The following is a 19,704-nucleotide window of genomic DNA, read 5'->3' on the forward strand; positions in this document are numbered from 1 at the left end:
TCATTTATGATTAAGAAATTAAGAGTAGCCGTAGATCAGGGCAACCGTAATATGAAGACCTGTAATCATGTATTCACGACAGGACTGACAGAAATGGATAAGAAGCCTGCTAGGGGCGAGGTATATCTGCGGTATCAGGACAAGTATTATACGCTCAGCGAACGCCGTATCCCATATCAAAGGGATAAGACTTCAGACTCCCGATTTTTTGTGCTTACATTATTTGCAATTGCTATGGAATTGGAAGACAAGACACAAATTCAGCCAGATGATGTGATTCAGATTGAACTTCCAATCGGACTTCCGCCAAAGCATTACAAAGAGCTGTATGACAAATATGAGAAATATTTTAAAGGTGATGGAAAAGTGTTTCAGGTGGAATACTGTGGAAAGGAATATCATCTGTGTATGAAAGATGTGAGGGCTTTTGTGCAGGATTTAGCTGCCATGATGACAAAAATGGATAAGATTGGGGAAGCCCCGAAAGCAGTAGGAATTGATATTGGGGGATTTACAACAGATTATCTGCTATTAAGAAGAGGAAAGCCAGATATGGATTACTGTGATTCATTGGAAAAGGGCATCATTACTATGTGTAATGAGATCATTTCCAAAGTCAACAGTGAATATGACATGCTGCTGGAAGAAATAGATGTGGAAAGTATCATTCGTGGGAAAACAGAGTTTTATGATGAGTATGTAGTCCGGGCGGTTGAGAATATGGTACAGGACTATGTCACAGATCTTCTGAATAGTATTCGTGAACGAGGTGTGGATACGAAATCTGCTTATACCGTTTTCATTGGCGGCGGCTCTATTCTGCTCAGGCGATTTTTAGAGAAATCAGACCGTTTGGGACGTTATCTGTTCATTGATGACCTACGTGCCAATGCAAAAGGGTATGATCTTCTGTATCGTATGTATGAAAGCAGCAAATAGAATGGGAAGTGATTGTTGTGACAAAAAAGAACCCCAATAAATTCACGATTGGATTTAAGAAGAATAATGCTTCCCATCAAAAAGTCGTTGAGATTTTAAATAATACGGAAGATAAGGCGGATTTCATTGCCAGCGCAGTACTTCATTATCTTGGCGAGGGAAAAGAAACTGATTCTTTGAATCCGGACAAGTCTTTCCTACTGCCATTGATTAAAACAATTGTAAAGAAAGAGATTCAAGAAGCAATCTCGGAAAAGAAATATGTCACTGAAGAAAGGGCAGCTCCGGATGAGAAAGTCATGGATCTGTCTGGTTCAGAAGAGGAACCGATTGTTCTTGATGATCATATTATAAGAAATATTTCAAATGCATTGGATGCATTCCGAGGTATATAGAAAAGAAGCAGCCCTTGATTGGGCTGCTTCGAATTTTGTCGAAAAGTTTTTCAATTCATAAGTCATTCATAACTGGCTCATAAGTCGCTCATAAATGGCCATTCTATAATCAAACAATGGTGAAGTGGAGAATGAAAAGAATTACTTTTGTTTTCGGAGACCTTCAAGGAGTCCACGGAGCGTATGTAAAGCCAGTTGTTTTTCTTCATCTGTACAATCATTTAATTCATAAATGATCTGTTCGATATAAGGATCTGCAGGTGGATTGTCGTGGAAGATGACGGAATCAAGCGAAATATTCAAGTATTTGGCTAATAGACTCAGAGTTTCAAGTCTGGGGTTAGCATTATAGTTTTCAATATCGGATATTGTGCGTAGCGAAACGTGCACATTCTCAGCTAGAGTATTCTGTGAAAGATTTCTGCGAAGGCGCTCTTCTTTGACCAGATCTCCGAGCAATTTCTTAACCATCATTTTCATCACCTCACTTAATGCATATATTTTACTCTAGTTCGGCAGTATATGAAATGTGTTATGCTGCGTGAACTAGAGCGATATAATGCGTGAAGTGAATAGAGAATAAGAATGTTATTTGGGAGAAGAGTCTGATTGAGTTACACAGATCGGTATAGACATAGCAAGAATTTATTAAAAAAATCTTATACCAATATGTGGAACACCCTTCTGGTGAGTATGCGGAATATGCGTTAATAACATGTGGTTTAGCACATAAAATAGTATGGATAATATGGAAAGTCGAATTAGGTAATAGCCAATTCGACTTTCTTTTTGTTTGTCGAATATTATCGAACAATGGAATTCGGTGTCGGTCCCCGCCTTCTGGGATTTCAAAAGAAAAATGAAATCAGAATACAGGAGGATAAATAAATGGATGAACATACTTATACTGGTTCGAAAATAAAAAACCAATTTACTGCATACATACTGGCACAGATCCGGGGAACCAGACAAAATTATTTGAGAAAAATGCTGAGGATTAACAGTAATGAAATGCCGGCAGAGAATCTGATAATGGAAGAAAATAGCATTTTGGTAGAAGAGAGTCTGGAGATGGAATATCGTGAAGAACTGTTAATGAGAGAGGTAGATGGGTGCTATCCTGAATGGGACGAGATGAGGGATCAAAAACTTGTCGAGGCATTACTCTTATTGCGCGAGGATGAGAGAAAACTGATCTATCAGCATGTGTTTGAAGAACGGACGTTTGATGATATAAGCCAGATTAATGGTTTGCCACCTTACAAGGTGAAAGGAATTTATTATTATGCAATCCGTAAGATTAGAAAATGGATGGGAGGTGAAAAATCATGAATTTTGAGGAGGTGCTATTTCGAGCACAGATGGGAGATCAGGAGGCAATATTGCAGATACTGGAAATGTTTCGGCCTCTATTAATAAAAAACTCTTTGATTAATGGAAGATTTGATGAGGATTTGTATCAGGAGTTGAGAATTGAAGTACTGAAGTGTATTAGGACATATCACGAATTGGTGTAAAGAGATATTCGTTGAAATGTGCCACATTAACATGATAAACCTATTGACTTGATAGGGATTAGATGGTAATATGCGTGCCATAAAAATGCAAAGGAAAAAGGTCACGATAAAAGCTGTTGTAAGAACTAATACATTCTCTCAGATATGAGTTCAAGCAGACCCAAAAGAAAAATGTTCCGGTAATCAGCTGGATGCAAGTGTATTCTGCATTGCTAATATCTGTCAGACTAGGATGTGTCCTCTGGCAAAGGTCATGAGGCGGGAACTGAAGAAACATGGCATAAGAAAACTGAAAGTCGTGTGTTCTGAGGAAAATCCGAGACGACTGCTGGAGGATATGTCCATTAGCTGCAGAACTCATTTCAACTGTTCATCGGAAGAACAGCATAAATATATCGAGAGAAGAGACCTTTCAGGCAGTGTGGCAGTTGTCCCGATAGTCGTCGGACTGATCCTAGTGGAGAAGTGATAAAAAACCTTGCTAGAAATTATGAGGATTAGAATTATGTGGGAAATTACAGTAGAAGAACTAGAGAAGATAGAATCTAATCAAAGGATTGTTGTAGATATTCGTCCAAATGAGCAGTTTCAAAGGGGAACGTTCCCGGGAGCAGTGAATATCCCGATGGATGAATGGGAAGCACATAAAAAGGAACTGGACGTGACCAAAACCATCTATCTGATCTGTCATACTGGGGACAGAAGTCAGGAATATGTACAAGAACTGGTGAATGAGGGCTATCGTGCAGTTAATGTGGAGGGTGGCTATCGTGCTTACTTGCGTTTGTCTCTATCCAGATTCATGCAGGAGGATTCTCAGAAAGAAAAAGAGAAGAAGAAAGAAGAGATCGAACGCAGCATTATCAAAAAATATCGGCGAACAATCTGGCGGGCTTTTACCAAGGCTTTGAATGAATATCAATTGATTCAGGAAGGGGATCGGGTGGCAGTCTGTATTTCTGGAGGTAAGGATTCCATGCTTCTTGCAAAATTAATACAAGAACTGAAAAAACATGGCGAGATCAATTTTGATGCAACATTCTTGATTATGAATCCTGGATATAATAAAGATAACTGGAAAATAATTCAAGATAATGCAAAACTTCTTGGTATACCGCTTACTGTATTTGAGACAAATATTTTTGATACGGTGGCAACTATTGATAGGAATCCGTGCTATCTTTGCGCAAGGATGCGAAGAGGATATTTGTATTCAAAGGCAAAGGAGCTGGGATGTAATAAGATTGCTCTGGGACACCATTTTGATGATGTAATCGAGACAATCCTGATGGGCATGCTGTACAGTGGAAAGATTGAAACTATGTTGCCAAAACTTCATAGTCAGAATTTTGAAGGAATGGAATTAATACGTCCATTGTACCTCGTGAGGGAAGACGCAATTCAATCCTGGAGGGATTCCAATGGATTATATTTTATTCAATGCGCCTGTCGTTTTACAGAAAATTGTGTAAGTTGCGGAGGCGGAAGAGGATCTAAGAGAGATGAGATGAAGAAACTGATTGCGCAGTTTCGAAAAACCAGTGATGTAATGGATGTTAATATTTTTAATAGTGTAAAGAATATTAATTTGAGGAAAGTAATCGGATACCAGATGGATGGTGCGAAATATAATTTTCTGGATGATTATACTTGTAGTAAAAGTAACGAGTGAAGTAGATAGGTGACGGGTATGGTAGTAATAGATAAATTTCTAGAACAGCACAGTCTTACAGAGGAAGAGTATATTAAGCTACTTGAATATTGGAACGATGAAGTAGTATTTGCTAGGCTTAAAGATGAAGCGGTCCAGATTAGAAAAACATATTATGGAAATAAGGTACATACCAGAGGGGTGATAGAATTTACCAATTACTGTAGGAATAACTGCTACTATTGTGGTATTCGGAGAGATAATTGTAATATCATACGGTATCGCCTTACTAAGGAAGAGATTCTTGCATGCTGTCAGAGCGGTTATGCTCTCGGGTATCGCACGTTTGTATTGCAGGGCGGAGAAGATCCGTGGTATAAAGATGCGTATATAGTAGAAATTATTCAAGATATTAAAAAACAATTTCCAGAATGTGCTGTTACTTTATCTATCGGAGAAAAATCATATGAGAGTTATCGAAAATTTCGTCATGCAGGAGCAGATCGATATCTGCTACGGCATGAGACAGCGGATAAAGAATTGTATCATTTACTGCATCCTACATCCATGAGCAATAAGAATAGAAAACAATGCCTATATAATTTGAAAGAACTTGGATATCAGGTAGGAGCTGGTTTTATGGTGGGAATTCCAGGACAGACAATGTCTCACCTTGCAAAAGATTTGGTGTTTTTGCAGGAACTTCATCCCGAAATGGTGGGGATTGGTCCATTTATTCCTCATCATGATACAATATATGATAGCGAAACAGTAGGAAGCTTCCAAATGACATTGTTTCTGTTGGCAGTTATCCGAATTATGTTTCCCAAGATTCTCCTTCCGGCAACTACCGCATTGGGGACGGTGGATCCGCTGGGAAGAGAGAAGGGACTTGCTGTCGGAGCGAATGTAGTGATGCCTAACTTGTCACCGATAGAGAAACGTAAGTTGTATGAATTGTACGATAATAAGATTTGTACTGGTGATGAAGCGGCTGAGTGTAGACAGTGTCTCCAAAAGAGAGTAGAGAGCGTCGGATACCGTTTGGTAGAAGAGCGGGGAGATGCGATTGGATAATAGGTAAAGAGCTTAATTATAGTTTTGTTGATAGAAAGAATAATCGTTGATTAAATAAATAAGATACCAGAGGAGCAATCTTCTGGTATTCTACTTTGTTCCTTTCAAAAAATGTGCAGATTCCGGGCAAGTGATTTCCATTATTTTCTCTATCGTCAGATGTAGAAGATGGCTTTGCTCTGTATCCGCAGCTTTATAATATACTTCTTTTCCATCTCGCCTGCTGACAATCAATCCTTTGTCTTTTAGCTGGCGCAGGTGATGCGATACTGCTGGACTTGTCATATCAACCAGTGCAGAGATATTGATAACACATTCTTCGCAGTGACATAACAACCAGTAAATACGAATTCTGCTGCTATCCCCAAGTAGCTTAAACATATCTGCAACAGTTTGAAAAGTATCTGTTTTATCTAATGTTGTTTTCAACTGAGTTACTTCTTGATTATTATGATGATGGTGAGGCAAAATATCTGCAGACATTACAATGACTCCTTTCGTTTCTTATCTGTGTGCAAGTAGATTCTACCATATTCAAATCAATTAAACAAGTGCTTAAATTTTGAATAGAATAGCCCAAATGGAAATTATATTCGCCCAAATGGAAGGTTTATTATGTTACACTATTGACTTGTATTTGCCAGAATTATATAGTGAAGTAACGTTAGTTAAAAGGTTGTTTAATTGTTCATGCGAACTCCAAAAAGAACTCGTTTAGAATGTCACGATGAACAAAGGATGCATTTGTCAGAAAAATACAACAAAAAAGCAATCATTGAATTAGTGTACTGGGAATATGTTACATTTTAGTTTTTGAAGAAAAGGGAGGGGAATAAGAAAATGAAGAATGGGCTAATGCCACAAGCTATGTGGCGGTGCTTTCAGGGTTCTTTTATGCGAGAAATGTATCGTATGAGCAAAGAGAATCCACGAAAAGTAATGGCAAAGGCCAGGAAATGCTATCAGAATATTTTAGTAGATATACCAGAATTTGAAAAAGGAGATCCTTTTCTTACGAATATTTTGAGTGCAGCAATGCTGGCATCGGTATATCTGGAATTGGAAGAGAAACCAAACCTTGAACAAGTTACCGACTTTTATCATCATGCCATGACCAACAATATGATTATGAAGTGTTTCCTTAAATTGGGTAGCAAGTACACGCCAAAAGCGCAGGCAAAGTTGAAACGACAAGGTGAGGAAAGTGTGAGGCGGTCAGAAAGAAATCCTTATACATGGTGTTTTCGTTACGAAACGGGGAGGAACATTAACTGTTACTCAGCTATTTTTACCCACTGTGGTATATTGTACTTGTTGAAGCTGTTGGATATACCAGAGATTTGCCCGGCAATGTGTACTTATGATTATGATATGGCAGAATTAAGTGGTAGTACATTTATTCGTAAATTCACACTAGCTGGTGGAGAACCATGCTGCGACTGCCATTGGACAAGAAAATCCTAAAAAAGTACTTATTGTAATAAAGAGTTCTCAAGGTAGATTTTCACAATATGAAATTTTGCCTTTCGGTGTGATGTTTGCTTTCTATCGCTATGTTTGCCCTTGGTATTTTGTTAACAGGCTGTTTTTTCATCGAAGTATTTGCAACCTGGGCAATTAGCTTTGGCATCATTTCCCTCGGTGCAATTGCAATCGGCGATTTTCCTGCTGTGGGTGCATTATCTGTTGGTAAATACTTCGCTCTCGGTGACAATGCATGGGCAATGATTGCCATAGGCGATACGGAGGTCGTCGGAAGTGCGTTTCAAAAAATCGGTGAAATTTCTACATAGGATATTACCTATGTAAAACAATCGCTCAATACGATTGTTCCGACTTACCTCTCGTGGGCAAAAGAAAAATGTTATGCCAGGAGCTTGGCATTACCATATCCGAGTTAATGAATGGTAAAGCGGATAGTAGTATTCGAGAGTTTAGCGAAGAACAAATATTAGACATGATTGGGTGGATACAGTAGCTAGAAAACAGGAAATGTACATATTTGGTATACTGTTGATAGTAATGGGAATCGCATTGTTCGCTTTTTCCAGGTTGTTTGGCGGAACAGATTTTCTGTCCAGATTAATGGCAGGGATATCTGTTGGAGAGATGTCTGTTGGAGTATATATCATTGGTCGTTCACTCGCAAAATAATAGATATATTGCTTGCTACGCTAAGTAGCATAATCAGAATTAAGTAAACTGGTCAAAAATTAGAGAGGTTTTTGTGCGATGAAATTACTTGTTTATGGAGCTGGCGTTATCGGGTGTTTATATGCGGCATTGTTCAGTGATGCCGGACACCATGTTTGCATATACGCAAGAGGACAGCGGCTGGAAATTCTAAAGAAAAATGGATTGCTGTACTCTAAGGATAATAGCATTCTGAAAGCGGAATTAACGATCATTGATAAATTGGAAGATGACGATTTATATGACTTTATTTTTTTGCCTGTCAGAGAAAATCAAGTCTATATTGCATTAAGGGAGCTAAAGAATAATTGTAGCCCTAATATTGTTACAATGGTCAACACACTGGAACCATATAGTAATTGGGAAGAAATTTGTGGAAAAGGCAGAATTGTTCCTGCGTTTCCGGGGGCGGGCGGAAGTTTTGATGAAAATGTGCTTCACGCAGCTCTTACTCCGAGGCTTATTCAGAAAACAACTTTTGCTGAGATTTCGGGAGAAAAAACGGAAAGATTGTTGAAATTGGCATCTCTCTTTAAGCAAGCTAATATACCGTATCAGATTGTTCAGGATATGCATGCCTGGCAATTGAGTCACTTGGCAATGGTTGTACCTATTGCGGATGCTTATTATATGGCAGACAACCCAGAAAAGGCGGGGTATGACGGAAAAGTGATGCTCTATACTGCAAAACAAATGCAGCGTAATTTTTCAGCACTTCATAAATTGGGAATAGAATTATCTCCGCCCAAAATGAATTTCTTTCGTCTTGCACCGGTTTCTATATTGAGCATGGGATTGAGTTTCGTGTTCAGAAGCAAATTTGGAAATATGTTCATGTATCAACATTCAATGAAAGCGCCAGATGAGATGAGGCAGCTACATGAACAGTTTTATAGATATATTAAAAGCAGTTTAGCATAAATTAAATATTGCGATAGAATCCATATGTTTTAGTCATGGAAATATTTCGAGGATGGAAATCCATAATAAAATCCCAGAGGATATTCTGGGATTTTATTTAGTTTGGATAGATCATTTTAAGAGTCTTTTTCGTAATTACCATATTATCCTCATAATTTCCCCATAATATTCCCACATTCATTATTTATACTATTTTTACACTTCACGAATGCTTACAGGAGGGATTGAAATGGAGGATAAGGAGAGAAATCCAGACATTCAGGAGAACAGCAATAATCAAGAGATAAAAAAAAGTAATTTGGATGAAAATAATGAGGAATCGGTAGTTTCTGATTTATTACATGTTCTTGGAATCAAGAAAAAATCTAAAGAACAAGGGAAAGAACAGGCAGAGAAAATATATGACGATATTACAAATAGAAATGAAGAAAAAAACTTTCAGAGAAATCAGGAGGATACGCCGCTTCAGATAGAAAATATTAATCTTGAAGAGATAGAGCAGGTACTATCTGATTCATTAGATGATTTTGAATTAAATAAAACGCCAACCAAACGCAATACAAGGTGGAAGATTATAGGAATAGCAGTGACTATATTTTGGGTCGTTGGTGGACTTGTGTGGAAGTTCCTTCCGGATTTAGTTGAGTCTCGACCTCCAAAACCTGACGTGGTGGGTTCATATAACGGTAACAATATAACTATTGATCAGTTGAATCAATTTATTGAAGTTGAATCAGCAAAAGAACAGGAACATATTTTTTGCCCAACTCATGGATATGATCATTCAAAATGCGATTCCACAGAGGAATGCGAAGTTCATCCTATTGATTCACTTAACGGTTATCAGCAAATGGTTACCAAGCTGGCAGTAGAGAAGATTGTCAATGACTGGGCGGAGAAAAAAGGAATTACAAACCGTGAAGAAGTGCAGCATGGGATGGAGGATTTGCTGAATGACGCTACGGTAGAGCAATATATGGCAGATTTGCATGAAGATAATATTGTTCCGGAATCTATTCCAAAGCTAGAAGTGCAAGAATATTACAATAAAAACCAGAAGGATTTTGATGGCAAGACATTTGAAGAGGTGGAGGATGAAATTCGCCAGACATTGTCGAATCAAAAAGATGAGAGTTTTATAAGTGATTATATTGAAGAGTTGAAAAAAACAGCAGGTCTGCAAGTCAACTTTGAAGTGCTACAAATAGACTCTCCGACGGATGAAGAGATAAAAAACTATTATAATGTTAACCTGGAACAATATCGGACGGAAGAAAAGGCTGAATACAGTGAGTTTAAAATAGCTAAGGAAAAAGCTGACATAGCGAATAAAGCGATACGTAGGATTAAAGGAGGTGAAAGTTTTCAAGATGTGGCGACAGCTTTTTCACAATCAGGGAAAGTGACAAAGGGAACTCTGACAAAAGGGACAGATGACGGTAGTACAAAAGCTGTTATCTGGGAAATGAAGGAAGGGGAAGTCAGCGATCCTATTGTGAATACAGATGGAACGGTAAGTATTCTGAAGCTGGATAAAAAGCAGGCAACCGGGACCAAACCTATTTCAGAGGTTTCGGATAAAATCAAAGGAACCCTTATGCTGGAAAAAATGGATAAAGAATATACAGAAAGAAAAAATGATATGCTCTTTTCTGTTCATAGCAGACGATACACTTTAGGTGAATTCTATACGGAATTCAAAGAACTCTCGGAAGTTTATAGACAGAAACTTTTGACTTATGAATCAAGAAAAAAACTTGTAGAGCAAATCATTGCAAAAGAACTCTTACTTGAAAAAAGTGAGGACGGTGCTTCTTCGGACGGCAGTAAAACACATGATTTTGAAGAACTGAAAATACAGTATCTTTACCAAGTCATGCATCAGGAGGAAGTGGATGCAAACTTGAAAGAGCCTACGGAAGAAGAAATTGCAAAATATTATGAGGAAAATAAAGAACTCTTAACAACGCCTGCTACTGTGGAATTGAGCATGATCTGGATTGATCAGGGAACAAATGGGGAGAAAAAAGAGCAGGCTTTGACAAAGGCAAATGAAGCGCTTGCTTCCGTACGTGATGGAGAGGATTTTGCGGAGGTGGCAAAAAAGTATTCGGAGGATTCTTCTGCATCTTCCGGTGGGGAGCTTTCTGGTACCTTCGATAAAGGTCATATGGTGCAGGAAATATCAGATGTTGTTTTTTCTCTGAAAAAGGGGGAATTTAGCGAAGTGCTGGATTACAATAAAGGATATTACATTTTTTATGTAAGAAATCGCATGGAGGAGAACCTTGCATCTTTGGAGGAATTGTCGGAAGGAATAAAGAGTCATTTACAAGAGCAGGAACATGATCGGCAGATACAGGACATGGAAGAGAAAATGCTGGAAGAGGCGGAGTTTAAAATATATAACAGAACATTAAAGAAACTTCTAAAAGAAGAAAAAAATAACACATAGACACATTTGAAAGGAGAGAAAAATGGGCAGAAAGGAAAAAACGATATTCATAACGCTTATTGCAAATATCATTTTGATTGTACTGCGGTTTTTCCTAGCAAAAATATCGGGGAGCATAGGACTGGAGGCAAACGCATGGCATTCATTTACGGATGTTTTCGTGACAAGTGTAGTATTTGCCGGACTGATGGCAGCGAGACATGGCACAGAAAAACTACGGTTGGCATCTAAAAAGTTGGAACATTTACTCGCAATTTTTGTATCAGTATTTATATTTATTATGGGAATAGAAATCTTGTCTGATGCATTAAGCGGGGAACAGACAGAGCTTAAATATGTGCCATTTGTAGCGGCTGCAGCTTTTGTCGGAGTAGCAATTAATTATTTCATGGCAAGGTACAAAATTTATGTAGGAGAGCAAACAGGGTCGTCAAGCCTTATAGCGGATGGTTACCATTCAAAAATGGATATGTACTGCTCTATAGCTGTGTTAGTGGGAATCGTAGGTTCCTTGTTTGGAATGCCGGATCTGGATAAGATCTCTGCGGTTGTTGCAATGGTATTACTGATGATATCAGGCTATGAAATATTTACATCTAATTTGTCTATGCTGCTACATCCAGAAATGGAACAGAGGACGGATGTACATATGGGACATGTGCATGGTTTTCATGGAAATAAGAAGATGATTGCCGGTATAGCTGGTGTGCTGACCGCTGCCTATCTTTTGTCCGGAATCTATTTTGTGGGTTTAGATGAAACCGGAGTTGTTCGCAGGTTTGGAGCTGTTGTGAACGAAAAAGTAACGCCTGGGATTCATTATCGACTGCCAGCTCCGTTTGAAGAGGTTAGTATTATAAAGTCAGATAATGTTCAGAAGATTGAGGTAGGGGTACAGGAACTTCTGACTGGAGATACAAACTTGGTTAATGTCAACCTAGTGGTAAATTATCGGATTAATGACACATCGGATTATGTGTTGAATGTATCTGATGCCGAGTTGCTGATTCAGTCAGGAGCAACCACAAGCATACGTAAAATAGTAGGAAAGAGTACAATTGATTATATTCTTACAGAAGGAAAAACAGATATTGAAAAAAGTGCAAAAGGGCTTTTGGAAGCTGTGATGGAAAAGAATGGTACAGGTATAGAAATTGTCAATGTACAGCTTGTACAGGCAGATCCGCCGGAAAGTGTAATGGCAAGTTTTCAGGATTTAGCAACAGCACGGCAAGATAAGAGTATATACATCAATGATGCATTGGCTTATAAAAACACGATTATTCCACAGGCCAATGCAGACGCTTATAAACTGGTAGCTGATGCAGAGAGTTATAAACAGAATAAAATCAGTACAGCGGAAGGAGATGCGTCCCTGTTCACTGCAAGACAGCAGGAATATGCGAAGTCAAAGGGGGTTACTGAGTTCCGGATGTATATGGAAGCGATGGATAAGGTCTTGCCAAATGTACAAAAGGTGCTATTAGGAGTAGGTGTTAATGTTGATAACGCAGAACTATGGATTGCAAACCAGAAGAATGCATCAACACAATCGGAGGAATAGATGTGAAAAAACGGTGGAGGTAATCGAGATGATAAAAATAAAGAAAAGAATATCTAAACATATGATAGTTGGAGGTCTGTTGACAATAGTAATTTTTGTAGCGGCTCTTGTAGTTTACAAGGTGGATGTTACTCAATATGCGGTAGTGACACAGTTTGGAAATCCGGTAAGAGTGGATGAAAATCCAGGCTTGAAAGTGAAACTTCCGGATCCTATCCAGTCAGTTCAGTATCTTGATAAGAGGGTACAGGTATATCAGACTTCTTCTATAGAACTACTAACACTGGATAAGAAAAGTGTGGCATTGGATTATTATGGAACATGGAAGATAGTAGACCCGATAGCATTCTTGAAAACGGTGAAAAATCAAGTGGGTGCAGAATCACGGCTTATGGATGTATTTTCTTCAAGTCTAGGAGTGCAAATGGGAAAATATAATCTGGAACAGCTTGTTAATACAGATGAACAGAAATTGGAACTAGATAAAATGACAGAAGAAGTAGTGGTATATGCGAAAGATCAGGCGGCAGATTATGGAATAGAAGTTGTGGACGCACAGATTCGTGTATTGAATTTTCCAGAAGCAAATAAGCAAAGTGTCTACGACAGAATGAGTGCAGAGCGGGAACAGATGGCACAAAAATATCGTGCAGAAGGAAGTGAACAAGCGTCAAATATACGTTCTGATGCAGAAAAAGAGCAACAGCTTATTTTAGCTGAAGCTTATAAAAAAGAGCAACAAATCAAGGGAGAGGGTGATGCGGAAGCTATTAGAATTTATGGAGAGGCATTCCAGAAAGATCCTGATTTTTATGAATTTATCCGTACCTTGGAGACTTACGAAAAAACGATAGATGGAAATACTACTTTGATATTACCGTCCACGGCGGAAATCTTGAAGTATCTAGGTGGTAGTTCAAAATAAGGCGAGGAGGACAGGCTATGTGGAAACGAAAAAAAAGAGTTTCCCCAGATAAAAAAGGCGAAAGCTTCTTAGAAAAAGGGAAGAAACTAGCTGGAAAAATAAATGGAAAAGAAGGCCGAACTGTGAGAAAAATTACAGTTATAATAAAGAAGATATTCCGAGGAACCGGTGGGAATACTATAAATGATTTGAAAAATGCATTTGGTCATATTAATCCTAGAAAAGCGATTCTGGCTGTTGGAGGTGCGGTAGTTGTTATATATTTGCTAACAGGAATATATATTGTTAGTCCTGGAGAACAAGCTGTCATTCGACGATTTGGAGTGGTGCAGGTACAGCCGGTGGAGGAAGGATTACACTATAGATTACCATTCCCGATTGACCAGGTGCAAAAGGTAAATGTATCAGAAGTAAGACGAGCTGATGTAGGGATGTCGCTACCGGAACATGTACATCAGCCAGAGGAAGAACCGCAGGCGATTCAGTTGTTAACAGGTGATGAGAATATCATTACGACACAGGCAGTTGTTCATTATAAAGTAGTGGATGCAGCCAAATTTTTGTATAACATCAATGGGAGCAGTGAGCAATTGGTACGTTACAGTGTTGAATCTGCTCTTGTACGAATGATGGCAAACACTGCCGTGGATGATGTACTAAGTTCGGAAAAGGTTGTAGCACAGAACAATATTTTGCAAATTGCACAGAATATTTTAGATAAATATGATTCAGGTATGCAAATTACGGCTTTTAATATTAAGTCAATTGTTCCACCGGGTGAAGTATCAGATGCCTTCTTGGATGTTACAACTGCAAAAGAGGAGAAAGAAACAGCTATTAACGAAGCAAATGGTTATTCTAACAGCTTGATTCCACAAGCGCGTGCTGATGCAGAGAAAAAAATTTCTGCGGCGGAGGCTTATAAGGAAGAACAGATTTCGCGCGCAACAGGTGATACTGAAAAATTCCTGAGTATGCTAAAAGAATACCAGAATAATTCTGCAATTTATACGGAGGATACGACAAAATACAGATTGCTTCTGGAGACATTGGATAAGATTCTTCCAACAGTAAAGATGTATATTGTTGATTCATCAGGTGGTAATGTGGATGTGAAACTGTTTGACCCGAGTCTTCAAAGTGGTATGAATATTACAGATAGCTCTGGGGTGCAAGCACAGGATTCGGGAAATTAACATATAAGCAATTCCATCGGCATGCATAAAATAATATGTCTGATGTTTATATAAAGGGGCAATAGATGGGAAAGAAGGGGTTTGAGTAGATAGAGATTATGCAACCACATGTTTTCAATCCCATCTGCCCTATGAGATTTCATTATTGTGAAATAGTTTTAAACTAATACATACAGAATAACCTTGGGTAAATTATCAAATTGATAGAGAGGAGGATAGTAAGGAAGATCTAGTACTGCCATTGGGAATTATTCCATGACAGTACAGACCATCATTATGCTGTTATATAAAGAGATTGTAATTTTGGTGATAATAGTGTTTGCTATAGTCATGATTCTTATTGGGTTTGCTGTTATCATGACGAGGTATCACATACTTAAAGGGAGTTTGGAAACAGACGATAAAGAATACATGATGAAGATTACAGTTCCAGAAGAACGGATGGATAAAATAAATTTTGATGTAGTTATAAAACAATTTACCATATCGAAGGAATTGATCATGATAAGGACATCTGAAAAAAATAAAAGCTGTGAATATTATTATCATGTATTGATTAAGTCAAAAGCTGAAAAACAGGCTTTACTGACAAATATATATAAAATGAGTGGAGTATTGGAAGTAAGATATAATAGAGACCATAAAGATAATTAGCTACTGTCTGATTATCCTTATGGTCTGCTTTTTATTAAGAAATATATATTTTAGTGAATGTTGGAATGAATTCTTCGATATTCCAACGGAAGCATTTGGTATACTTCATGAAAAGCTGTAGAAAAGCGGCTCTGGCTTGTATAACCGACTGCTTTAGCAATCTGTGAGATGCTGTTATTGGTTTCGGTAAGCAGTATAGCAGCTTTTTCTAGTCGGTGCTCTCTCATGTGTGCAGCAAGAGAATCTCCATATACTGCTTTAAATACAGATTTCAAAGTTGTAGGGTTCATTAGATACTGTTTTGATAACTCTTCAATTGTTATCCGGTGGTTTATGTTCTGTAAAAGGTAATCATGGATTTGGCGGATAATTTCCACCTGTTCCGACTGGTATTTCCCTGGTTCTTTTCCGGAAGTGATTTTAAATTCACTAAGATAGAGAAGTAGCTCGAGGGATTTCAATATGAAATATTGTTTCCTGAGATTTTCGGATAAATTATAAAATCCAGAAAAGATTGCTTCTGTTTTTTCATTGCCTGTAAGTAAGGAGAAATTTCCACGAGAGCAAAATTTTTCCGAAAGCATCTGCCCTGTTATTTTTGTCCCTCTTAAGAGTTCTGGGGGTGCCTGATCAAATTGTGAAAGATCAATGCAGACAGTAAGTCCTTCATAATGACCGCTGGGCAGAGTCATGACGGAACCGGCGCATAGTTGCCTTGTGTGAAGTGAGAAATCACCAGGACCAAGGTAGATGGAACGACCGTTTTTCATATTCCAGCCGATTCGTCCATAGCGACAATAGTTAATTTCCAAAAGTTCCTTTTCTGGTTTGTGGTTACAGGAAATCTGTTCTGCTAAATAATCTTGAAAAATAATAGTAATTCCAGTCAATAATTTCCATGAAATTTTTTTGCCCTTACCATTTGGAAGCGTATCAAGGTGTTCAGAACAGACAGGAGTATCTATGCAGGGATATGTCTGTTCAAAAAGGATTCCGTCCGGGATATTTATGAGTTCATTCTTGATTTGTGTAATATATTCGTTATACAAAAGGCACCTCGTCTTTCTGATAATTAATAGTCAGATTATCAATATCTACTGTTTAAAAATATCCTTTTTAGAAATGTTTTTATCCATTTTGGAAGGGACTGTCTGCAACCTGTTGACTTCCATTTGTGCAGTAATTATACTACAAACATAACAATTAAACAAGTGCTTAATGGTTAAATCTAAAAAGTGAAAAGGAGAATTTGTAATGAAGAAAACCTATAAGATTGAAGTTGATTGTGCCAACTGTGCTAATTTAATGGAAGATGCAGCAAGAAAAACAGCTGGTGTTGCTTCTGCTACAGTTAATTTTATGACTCAGAAGATGATTGTAGAGTTTGAAGAAGGCAAGGATGCAAAGCAGGTAATGAAAGAAGTTTTAAAAGCCTGTAGGAAAGTAGAACCTGACTGTGAAATTGAGATTTAGTTAGAAGCAGTATTTTATGGCGCTCCGGATGCAGAAAGCGGAAGGGGCGCTGATTTGAAGTATATAATTCAACAAATAAGCAAATATTAAATTGAAAGGAGGCTTCGTTATGACAAAGAAGCAGAAAAAAATGCTGGTTCGGATTCTTATTTCGGCGGTCATGGTGGTAGGTTTAAAACTCCTGCCGTTTAATGGATTTATAAATATAGTACTTTATATGGCGACATATTTGGTGATTGGCTATGATATATTACGGAAGGCCGGAAAGGGAATTGTGAACGGTCAGGTGTTTGATGAAAATTTTTTGATGGCTGTGGCGACAGTCGGTGCTATTGCACTTGCTACTTATGAAAAGAGTGGTGATTATAGTGAAGCAATTGCTGTTATGCTGTTCTATCAAGTAGGAGAATTGTTCCAAAGTTACGCTGTGGGTAAAAGCCGCAGAAACATTACTGCCCTCATGGACATCAGACCAGATTATGCAAATATTGAACGTGATGGGAAGTTGAAAAAGGTTGATCCAGATGAGGTTGGTATTGGAAACGTGATCGTGGTACAGCCGGGTGAAAAAGTTCCTATTGATGGAGTTATCATAGAAGGAACTTCAGCTTTGAACACCAGCGCACTTACCGGAGAAAGCATGCCAAGAGAGGCCGGTGAGGGAGACGAGGTAATCAGTGGATGTATCAATATGACAGGGGTACTGAAAATCCAGACTACAAAAGAATTTGGAGAATCAACAGTTTCTAAAATCTTGCAGCTAGTGGAGGATTCTAGCTCTCGTAAGTCACATTCGGAGAATTTTATTTCTAAATTTGCAAAAATTTATACACCAGCAGTATGTATTGCTGCACTGTTGCTGGCAGTTTTACCACCTGTTTTTAATTTAATTACAGGAAATGCGGCAAACTGGGCAAACTGGATTTATAGTGCGCTTACATTTCTTGTAATTAGCTGTCCGTGTGCATTAGTAGTTAGTGTGCCACTCAGTTTTTTCGCTGGAATAGGTGGAGCCAGCAAAGAAGGTGTTCTGATTAAAGGCTCAAATTATATGGAAACATTATCCCAGACGAAAGTTGTAGTTTTTGACAAGACAGGGACACTGACTCAAGGAGTATTTGAGGTGAGCGGTATTCATCACAATGAGATGGAGCAGGAGAAACTTTTAGAATACGCAGCTTTGACAGAATGTTCTTCCTCCCATCCGATTAGCAAGAGCCTTCAGCGGGCCTATGGAAAAGAAATTAACCGTAGTCGTGTGACAGATATTGAAGAAATCAGCGGACATGGATTGATCGCAAAAGTAGACGGCATTGAAGTGGCGGTCGGTAATCCTAAGTTGATGAAAAGGCTGAATATTCCGTATGTGGACTGCCATTCTGTTGGAACTATCATTCATGTAGCAATTGATGGGGCATATGCTGGTCATATTGTAATCTCTGATATTGAAAAGCCAAATTCTAAAAAGGCAATTGCGGAATTGAAAAAAGCTGGAGTTGAAAAGACTGTTATGCTTACAGGAGACGCAAAGAGGGTTGCTGAAAAAGTTGCTTCTGACCTTGGCATAGATGAAGTCCACAGTGAATTACTGCCTAGCGATAAGGTTACTCAAGTGGAACGATTGTTAGAACAGAAAGGGAAAAAAGCGAAGCTAGCTTTTGTAGGCGATGGCATCAATGACGCTCCGGTGCTTGGACGTGCCGACATAGGAATTGCTATGGGAGCAATGGGATCCGATGCGGCTATAGAAGCAGCAGATGTGGTATTAATGGATGATGATCCAATGAAGATTGCTAAAGGGATTAAAATTTCTAGAAAGTGCATCTCTATAGTTTATCAGAATATTGTATTTGCTTTAGTTGTAAAATTTGTTTGCCTTGGTTTGGGTGTGGTTGGTATTGCAAATATGTGGATGGCAATTTTTGCTGATGTAGGGGTGACAGTAATCGCAGTATTGAATGCAATACGTGCTTTGAGAGTACACAATCTATGATAATTAACGATTAATGTTTGACTTGTAATAAACTTAAATATATAGGCGCAGACACCAAAAGACTGCGCCTTTTTTAGGAGAATAAATATACAAATGAAAAATGTATACGATACGGTTCAGGTTGATTATAGTCAATTGGCTGAATTTTTTAAGGTGTTGGGTGAACCTACAAGGCTTCAGTTACTTTTTTTGCTGTCTGACAGAGAAATTTGTGTCAGTGAGTTGACAGGTTATCTCAATGCATCACAGTCTACGGTATCCCATCAGTTAAATATATTAAAAGCTCATAAACTCATAAGAAGACGCAGAGAGGGCAAGCAGATATATTATTCTGTATCTGATTGCCATGTGAGTTTGGTTACCAAGTTAGGAATAGAAATTGTTACAGCCCGGAAATAGTGAAAGTTTATTAGCTTAATCTCCACATAATCCCCACATCATTCTGATATAGTAAAACGAACAAGATTAATTAGGTTACATGTGAAAATATTCCTATATGAGAGGTGAGATTATTTTATGGAAAGGCGAATATTTATGATTCAGGGACTGAACAATAAAGATTCTGCAGATAGGATATGTGAGGAACTAAAGAAGATTGTAGGAATAAATAAAATAGAAATTTATTTTGAGACGGGGCAAATGATTCTTGAAGCAGATTACGTATCTATGCCGAGGATTATAAATGCGATTATTACCATCACATCTATATTGGACTATAGAGTTACGATTATAGAGGTAGATTGAAGCGAAG

The 19,704-nt window shown here is 38.1% G+C and carries 22 protein-coding genes and 1 pseudogene; 20 read left to right on the forward strand and 3 right to left on the reverse strand.

Annotation, left to right across the window (positions count from 1 at the left end; all coding sequences use genetic code 11):
* Window positions 1-6 precede the first annotated feature (6 nt).
* A complete protein-coding gene (locus ABE613_RS01105) occupies window positions 7-939 on the forward strand; it encodes a ParM/StbA family protein (protein WP_347375387.1) in 933 nt (310 codons plus the stop codon).
* 17 nt (window positions 940-956) lie between these two features.
* Complete coding sequence (locus ABE613_RS01110; protein WP_235250680.1) at window positions 957-1,334, forward strand: hypothetical protein; 378 nt, start codon at window positions 957-959, stop codon at window positions 1,332-1,334.
* A 141-nt stretch (window positions 1,335-1,475) separates the two neighbouring features.
* On the opposite strand, the gene ABE613_RS01115 is transcribed toward ABE613_RS01110, so the two are convergent.
* Entirely contained in the window at window positions 1,476-1,808 is a 333-nt protein-coding gene (locus ABE613_RS01115; RefSeq protein WP_328284220.1) for a helix-turn-helix transcriptional regulator, read from the reverse strand.
* Window positions 1,809-2,222: 414 nt separating this feature from the next.
* Here ABE613_RS01115 and ABE613_RS01120 point away from each other — a divergent pair, with 414 nt between their 5' ends.
* The 5 genes and pseudogenes from ABE613_RS01120 to hydE all read left to right on the forward strand — a co-directional run bounded on the left by ABE613_RS01120 (window position 2,223) and on the right by hydE (window position 5,579).
* Entirely contained in the window at window positions 2,223-2,666 is a 444-nt protein-coding gene (locus ABE613_RS01120) for a sigma-70 RNA polymerase sigma factor region 4 domain-containing protein (protein ID WP_235250679.1), read from the forward strand.
* Complete coding sequence (locus ABE613_RS01125; protein ID WP_235250678.1) at window positions 2,663-2,851, forward strand: helix-turn-helix domain-containing protein; 189 nt, start codon at window positions 2,663-2,665, stop codon at window positions 2,849-2,851. Before ABE613_RS01120 ends, ABE613_RS01125 begins: the two co-directional genes overlap by 4 nt.
* 175 nt (window positions 2,852-3,026) lie before the next feature.
* Window positions 3,027-3,352, forward strand: a pseudogene (locus tag ABE613_RS15125) (tRNA threonylcarbamoyladenosine dehydratase); the annotation flags it as partial.
* A gap of 4 nt (window positions 3,353-3,356) precedes the next feature.
* The gene (locus ABE613_RS01130; protein ID WP_347375388.1) at window positions 3,357-4,523 is read left to right on the forward strand and encodes a PP-loop family protein; all 1,167 of its coding nucleotides are present in this window, start codon (window positions 3,357-3,359) and stop codon (window positions 4,521-4,523) included.
* An 18-nt stretch (window positions 4,524-4,541) separates the two neighbouring features.
* Window positions 4,542-5,579, forward strand: coding sequence for a [FeFe] hydrogenase H-cluster radical SAM maturase HydE (gene hydE, locus ABE613_RS01135; protein WP_347375389.1), 1,038 nt, complete (start codon window positions 4,542-4,544; stop codon window positions 5,577-5,579).
* Between the two features lie 90 nt (window positions 5,580-5,669).
* Here the strand turns inward: hydE and ABE613_RS01140 are convergent, their stop codons facing one another.
* A complete protein-coding gene (locus ABE613_RS01140) occupies window positions 5,670-6,062 on the reverse strand; it encodes an ArsR/SmtB family transcription factor (protein WP_235251057.1) in 393 nt (130 codons plus the stop codon).
* Between the two features lie 357 nt (window positions 6,063-6,419).
* On the opposite strand from ABE613_RS01140, the gene ABE613_RS01145 reads away from it, so the two are divergent.
* The 9 genes from ABE613_RS01145 (at window position 6,420) to ABE613_RS01185 (ending at window position 15,487) form a co-directional block, all read left to right on the forward strand.
* Window positions 6,420-7,043 (forward strand): L-2-amino-thiazoline-4-carboxylic acid hydrolase, encoded by a 624-nt coding sequence (locus ABE613_RS01145; protein ID WP_235251222.1) that lies wholly within the window; start codon window positions 6,420-6,422, stop codon window positions 7,041-7,043.
* A 74-nt stretch (window positions 7,044-7,117) separates the two neighbouring features.
* Window positions 7,118-7,372, forward strand: coding sequence for a hypothetical protein (locus ABE613_RS01150; protein WP_235251223.1), 255 nt, complete (start codon window positions 7,118-7,120; stop codon window positions 7,370-7,372).
* 172 nt (window positions 7,373-7,544) lie between these two features.
* Window positions 7,545-7,733 (forward strand): hypothetical protein, encoded by a 189-nt coding sequence (locus ABE613_RS01155; RefSeq protein WP_235251225.1) that lies wholly within the window; start codon window positions 7,545-7,547, stop codon window positions 7,731-7,733.
* A gap of 78 nt (window positions 7,734-7,811) precedes the next feature.
* The gene (locus ABE613_RS01160; protein ID WP_235251227.1) at window positions 7,812-8,693 is read left to right on the forward strand and encodes a ketopantoate reductase family protein; all 882 of its coding nucleotides are present in this window, start codon (window positions 7,812-7,814) and stop codon (window positions 8,691-8,693) included.
* Between the two features lie 229 nt (window positions 8,694-8,922).
* Window positions 8,923-11,148 carry a peptidyl-prolyl cis-trans isomerase gene (locus ABE613_RS01165; RefSeq protein ID WP_347375390.1) on the forward strand — a complete coding sequence of 742 codons (2,226 nt, stop codon included), beginning with the start codon at window positions 8,923-8,925 and terminating at the stop codon, window positions 11,146-11,148.
* Between the two features lie 22 nt (window positions 11,149-11,170).
* A complete protein-coding gene (gene hflK / locus ABE613_RS01170) occupies window positions 11,171-12,712 on the forward strand; it encodes an FtsH protease activity modulator HflK (protein ID WP_235250995.1) in 1,542 nt (513 codons plus the stop codon).
* A gap of 28 nt (window positions 12,713-12,740) precedes the next feature.
* Window positions 12,741-13,637 carry a protease modulator HflC gene (hflC, locus tag ABE613_RS01175; protein WP_235250994.1) on the forward strand — a complete coding sequence of 299 codons (897 nt, stop codon included), beginning with the start codon at window positions 12,741-12,743 and terminating at the stop codon, window positions 13,635-13,637.
* A gap of 17 nt (window positions 13,638-13,654) precedes the next feature.
* A complete protein-coding gene (gene hflK, locus ABE613_RS01180) occupies window positions 13,655-14,833 on the forward strand; it encodes an FtsH protease activity modulator HflK (RefSeq protein ID WP_235250993.1) in 1,179 nt (392 codons plus the stop codon).
* A 303-nt stretch (window positions 14,834-15,136) separates the two neighbouring features.
* Window positions 15,137-15,487: a hypothetical protein gene (locus ABE613_RS01185; RefSeq protein ID WP_347375391.1), complete on the forward strand. Its 351-nt coding sequence runs from the start codon at window positions 15,137-15,139 to the stop codon at window positions 15,485-15,487.
* Between the two features lie 50 nt (window positions 15,488-15,537).
* Here the strand turns inward: ABE613_RS01185 and ABE613_RS01190 are convergent, their stop codons facing one another.
* The gene (locus tag ABE613_RS01190; RefSeq protein ID WP_347375392.1) at window positions 15,538-16,377 is read right to left on the reverse strand and encodes a helix-turn-helix transcriptional regulator; all 840 of its coding nucleotides are present in this window, start codon (window positions 16,375-16,377) and stop codon (window positions 15,538-15,540) included.
* 364 nt (window positions 16,378-16,741) lie between these two features.
* On the opposite strand from ABE613_RS01190, the gene ABE613_RS01195 reads away from it, so the two are divergent.
* The 4 genes from ABE613_RS01195 to ABE613_RS01210 all read left to right on the forward strand — a co-directional run bounded on the left by ABE613_RS01195 (window position 16,742) and on the right by ABE613_RS01210 (window position 19,697).
* Entirely contained in the window at window positions 16,742-16,960 is a 219-nt protein-coding gene (locus ABE613_RS01195) for a cation transporter (protein ID WP_235250825.1), read from the forward strand.
* A gap of 109 nt (window positions 16,961-17,069) precedes the next feature.
* Window positions 17,070-18,953, forward strand: a complete 1,884-nt coding sequence (locus tag ABE613_RS01200; RefSeq protein ID WP_235250827.1) for a heavy metal translocating P-type ATPase — start codon at window positions 17,070-17,072, stop codon at window positions 18,951-18,953.
* Between the two features lie 93 nt (window positions 18,954-19,046).
* Entirely contained in the window at window positions 19,047-19,352 is a 306-nt protein-coding gene (locus ABE613_RS01205) for an ArsR/SmtB family transcription factor (RefSeq protein WP_235250829.1), read from the forward strand.
* Between the two features lie 117 nt (window positions 19,353-19,469).
* Window positions 19,470-19,697 carry a hypothetical protein gene (locus ABE613_RS01210; protein WP_347375393.1) on the forward strand — a complete coding sequence of 76 codons (228 nt, stop codon included), beginning with the start codon at window positions 19,470-19,472 and terminating at the stop codon, window positions 19,695-19,697.
* The last annotated feature ends 7 nt before the right edge of the window (window positions 19,698-19,704 follow it).

The sequence above is a fragment of the Dorea chungnamensis genome, from assembly GCF_039832125.1.
Classification (GTDB): domain Bacteria; phylum Bacillota; class Clostridia; order Lachnospirales; family Lachnospiraceae; genus JAFBIX01.

What these genes read in the sequence shown, in the direction of transcription:
- ABE613_RS01145 (WP_235251222.1), top strand. Translation starts at nt 6,420, where the DNA reads ATGAAGAATGGGCTAATGCCACAAGCTATGTGGCGGTGCTTTCAGGGT.
- ABE613_RS01165 (WP_347375390.1), top strand. Translation starts at nt 8,923, where the DNA reads ATGGAGGATAAGGAGAGAAATCCAGACATTCAGGAGAACAGCAATAAT.
- ABE613_RS01130 (WP_347375388.1), top strand. Translation starts at nt 3,357, where the DNA reads ATGTGGGAAATTACAGTAGAAGAACTAGAGAAGATAGAATCTAATCAA.
- hflK (WP_235250995.1), top strand. Translation starts at nt 11,171, where the DNA reads ATGGGCAGAAAGGAAAAAACGATATTCATAACGCTTATTGCAAATATC.
- ABE613_RS01120 (WP_235250679.1), top strand. Translation starts at nt 2,223, where the DNA reads ATGGATGAACATACTTATACTGGTTCGAAAATAAAAAACCAATTTACT.
- ABE613_RS01205 (WP_235250829.1), top strand. Translation starts at nt 19,047, where the DNA reads ATGAAAAATGTATACGATACGGTTCAGGTTGATTATAGTCAATTGGCT.
- hflC (WP_235250994.1), top strand. Translation starts at nt 12,741, where the DNA reads ATGATAAAAATAAAGAAAAGAATATCTAAACATATGATAGTTGGAGGT.
- hydE (WP_347375389.1), top strand. Translation starts at nt 4,542, where the DNA reads ATGGTAGTAATAGATAAATTTCTAGAACAGCACAGTCTTACAGAGGAA.
- ABE613_RS01115 (WP_328284220.1), bottom strand. Translation starts at nt 1,808, where the DNA reads ATGATGGTTAAGAAATTGCTCGGAGATCTGGTCAAAGAAGAGCGCCTT.
- ABE613_RS01105 (WP_347375387.1), top strand. Translation starts at nt 7, where the DNA reads ATGATTAAGAAATTAAGAGTAGCCGTAGATCAGGGCAACCGTAATATG.
- ABE613_RS01210 (WP_347375393.1), top strand. Translation starts at nt 19,470, where the DNA reads ATGGAAAGGCGAATATTTATGATTCAGGGACTGAACAATAAAGATTCT.
- ABE613_RS01140 (WP_235251057.1), bottom strand. Translation starts at nt 6,062, where the DNA reads ATGTCTGCAGATATTTTGCCTCACCATCATCATAATAATCAAGAAGTA.
- hflK (WP_235250993.1), top strand. Translation starts at nt 13,655, where the DNA reads ATGTGGAAACGAAAAAAAAGAGTTTCCCCAGATAAAAAAGGCGAAAGC.
- ABE613_RS01160 (WP_235251227.1), top strand. Translation starts at nt 7,812, where the DNA reads ATGAAATTACTTGTTTATGGAGCTGGCGTTATCGGGTGTTTATATGCG.
- ABE613_RS01200 (WP_235250827.1), top strand. Translation starts at nt 17,070, where the DNA reads ATGACAAAGAAGCAGAAAAAAATGCTGGTTCGGATTCTTATTTCGGCG.
- ABE613_RS01195 (WP_235250825.1), top strand. Translation starts at nt 16,742, where the DNA reads ATGAAGAAAACCTATAAGATTGAAGTTGATTGTGCCAACTGTGCTAAT.
- ABE613_RS01125 (WP_235250678.1), top strand. Translation starts at nt 2,663, where the DNA reads ATGAATTTTGAGGAGGTGCTATTTCGAGCACAGATGGGAGATCAGGAG.